General features: G+C 76.3%; 1 protein-coding gene. It reads right to left on the reverse strand.

The window, feature by feature from the left end; genetic code table 11:
• Positions 1-325: hypothetical protein (locus PUR56_RS16415; RefSeq protein WP_329949477.1), on the reverse strand; the 325-nt coding region annotated here is incomplete at both ends.

Below are 325 nucleotides of genomic sequence, written 5' to 3' on the forward strand. Positions count from 1 at the left end.
CGCCCGCGACCTCGGCCGATGCCTGGACGACGGCCAGTGCGCCCGCGAGGGACACGGCCGGGAGCACGAGGATGCCTGCGGGCTCCAGCTCACGCAGACGCGTGGCCAGGTCGGCGCGGTCGCCGGGCGGTACGACCACGGCGTCGGCGCCGAGCGCGGTCAGCGCCTCGGCGAACTCGGACGCGTCGACGCGTACGGACGCCTCGTCACCGACGATCGCCCAGCGGCCACGGGGCGCCGCCTCGGCCAGATCGGTGACGGGCTTCCAGGTGACACGGTGACGCCACCCGTCGATCAGCGAGCGCTCCCGACCGCGGGCCCGCCA

The sequence above is a fragment of the Streptomyces sp. BE303 genome, assembly GCF_036290945.1.
GTDB lineage: Bacteria > Actinomycetota > Actinomycetes > Streptomycetales > Streptomycetaceae > Kitasatospora.